Annotated in this window: 2 protein-coding genes and 1 pseudogene; 2 read left to right on the top strand and 1 reads right to left on the bottom strand. The window is 58.5% G+C overall.

The window, feature by feature from the left end:
* The coding region (locus ASF71_RS21495) for a hypothetical protein (RefSeq protein ID WP_235514685.1) at positions 1-1090 on the top strand (1090 nt) is incomplete at its 5' end.
* Positions 1091-1313: 223 nt separating this feature from the next.
* Positions 1314-1553, top strand: a complete 240-nt coding sequence (locus tag ASF71_RS21490; protein ID WP_056303963.1) for a hypothetical protein — start codon at positions 1314-1316, stop codon at positions 1551-1553.
* A 245-nt stretch (positions 1554-1798) separates the two neighbouring features.
* On the opposite strand, the pseudogene ASF71_RS24630 reads toward ASF71_RS21490, so the two are convergent.
* A pseudogene (locus tag ASF71_RS24630) lies at positions 1799-1985 on the bottom strand (MBL fold metallo-hydrolase); the annotation flags it as partial.

Genomic DNA, 1985 nt, shown 5'->3' with positions numbered 1-1985 from the left:
GTCTGTGCTCCAGACTTTTCTCTGCTTTCCCATGGTGATCTCCAGTCTGCTCGTCCCTCGCATCACAAGGGTCAGGTTCTGGAAGTCATCTCTGGAGCATTACCACCGGATCAATAGCGAGCGGTACCGCAACGAATGGATTGCTCCTCACGGCATCAGTTACCGCGTACGCGACGATCCAGAACCCCAGCATGTTCAGTTCCCCGTCGATGCGACCGGCCCCACGCAACCCCTGAAGAAATCCGGAGACGGGTACTGGCTGTGGTTCCATCCCAGCCTGGTGCCTGTTGCCCTCGCCCTGCGCGACAGTCACTTGCACTGGTACACGCAGGACACCGGATCGTTGGTGCCCAGTCCAGAACACGGCCTGCACTTCGGGGTAAATGATCTGGGCCTCATCAATATCTACGGGAAGGACGTGGCGAGGCTTCCGAACTGGCTTCAACTGATCTTCGCCTCGCACGCTGTCCGGCCGAATGGTCGCGTGAGTGCAGAACTGCTGGCCTCCCAGGTCCATACTCGGCCTGCAGAGACGCTCGCCCCCGAGGTCATGCTGTCCCTTGCTGTGGAGGATTTGAATGAGGCCGCGACCACCGCGTGGGGACAGCCAGTAATTCGCCTGACGGACACCATCACAGCGCTTATGAAGGGCTGCCACCGCTTCCGCGTGCAGCAACAAACGGACCTCTACGTCCTGGCAAAGGACGTGACACGGGTCGTGCTGGAATCCATGGACCTCGACCTGTTACTAAAGCATGGCCCACCCCTCAAGAAAGGCGAGAACAGGCCTGGGACCCGCACCGCCCTGCAACGCGCGCTAGCCACCCAGATAGGTGCAGACCCAGCTCGTGATCTGATGGCACCGCTGGCCGGTGTGTACGACCTCCGCCTGAACGATGCCCACCACGCTCAGGACAAACTAGAGTCTGGCCTGCGCCTCCTGGGTATCCAGTCCACCTGGCCACTCGTGCGTCAAGGGGAGCATCTCCTGGGGCAGACGGCTATCACGCTCCGCGAGGCGGCCTGCATTATCCGGGCGTGGCCGCCGTCTCAACCACTCATGCCACAGCCGCTGTCAACAGAGGCGTGACCTCTTACTGTAGACCGTTGGGCCCACGGATTGGGACGTCCTCAATCGACTCAATCACCTTGGAGAAGTTGGGGAGCTGCGTGCCTGACCGGCTGCATCCCTTGAATGCCCTGGAGGACTTTGAGCAGTAGATCAAGCCCAACCGAGTCGCGCGGGCAAATCCTCCGGTTTGAGATGAGGCATCTATTGGCCCGTATGCGGGTGTGACGATCTAGACTGCAGCATGATCCTACACACCGAAATCCACAAGGGACTCACTATCAAGGTTATGAAGGCTGAAGATCAGATTGTGCGGGGTATAGGAGAAGAAGGCCACTTTCAGCAAATCCTTATTTATATTCAGGACAAGCCCTACTTGGGTCCTGTAATGGCACAAGACGAGGAGGAAATCGAGGTGTTTGTCGGAGAGGCGCGAGATGCCATTGACGATCAGCTTCTGAAGAAGGAACAGGCGCGCGAGTAGCAGCCCTAGTAAAACTAGGAACATGCCTGCGAGTCATGTTCCTAGGGGATCAAAATGTCGTACTGCGCAAATAACTCCTTAGAGACACGTCAGCCCAGTGACTTGGTAAACTATACCCCGCATGAATATGACTATCCCCCCCACTCAGCCCCGTCCGACCGATGATCAGCCCTGCCCTGAGTGCGCCTGAGCTCAGGCTGATCTAGAGGCCAGAGGGTTGCCCCCTGGCCTCTTCTTTTGGCTCCTCACGCTTGGGGTGAGCTGATCTCTGACTCCTCCTCAAGCTGCTGACCGGCCAGGGCATCCTGGTCGCGCTCTTTGAGCTTGAGACGACTGAGCTTGCCTCGCAGCACCTCCAAGGTGTACTCGCCTTCGCCGAACAGCGAGGCATCCAGGCTCTTAGGCAGCTCGATGATGAGCGCGTGCCGCTCT

This window comes from Deinococcus sp. Leaf326, from assembly GCF_001424185.1.
In the GTDB taxonomy this organism is placed as follows: domain Bacteria; phylum Deinococcota; class Deinococci; order Deinococcales; family Deinococcaceae; genus Deinococcus.
Note: the sequence above shows the minus strand (reverse complement) of the source record. Positions and strands in the feature narration are given on the sequence as shown.

Excerpts from the sequence above, each read along its gene's own strand:
- ASF71_RS21490 (WP_056303963.1), top strand. The coding sequence starts at position 1,314 with ATGATCCTACACACCGAAATCCACAAGGGACTCACTATCAAGGTTATG.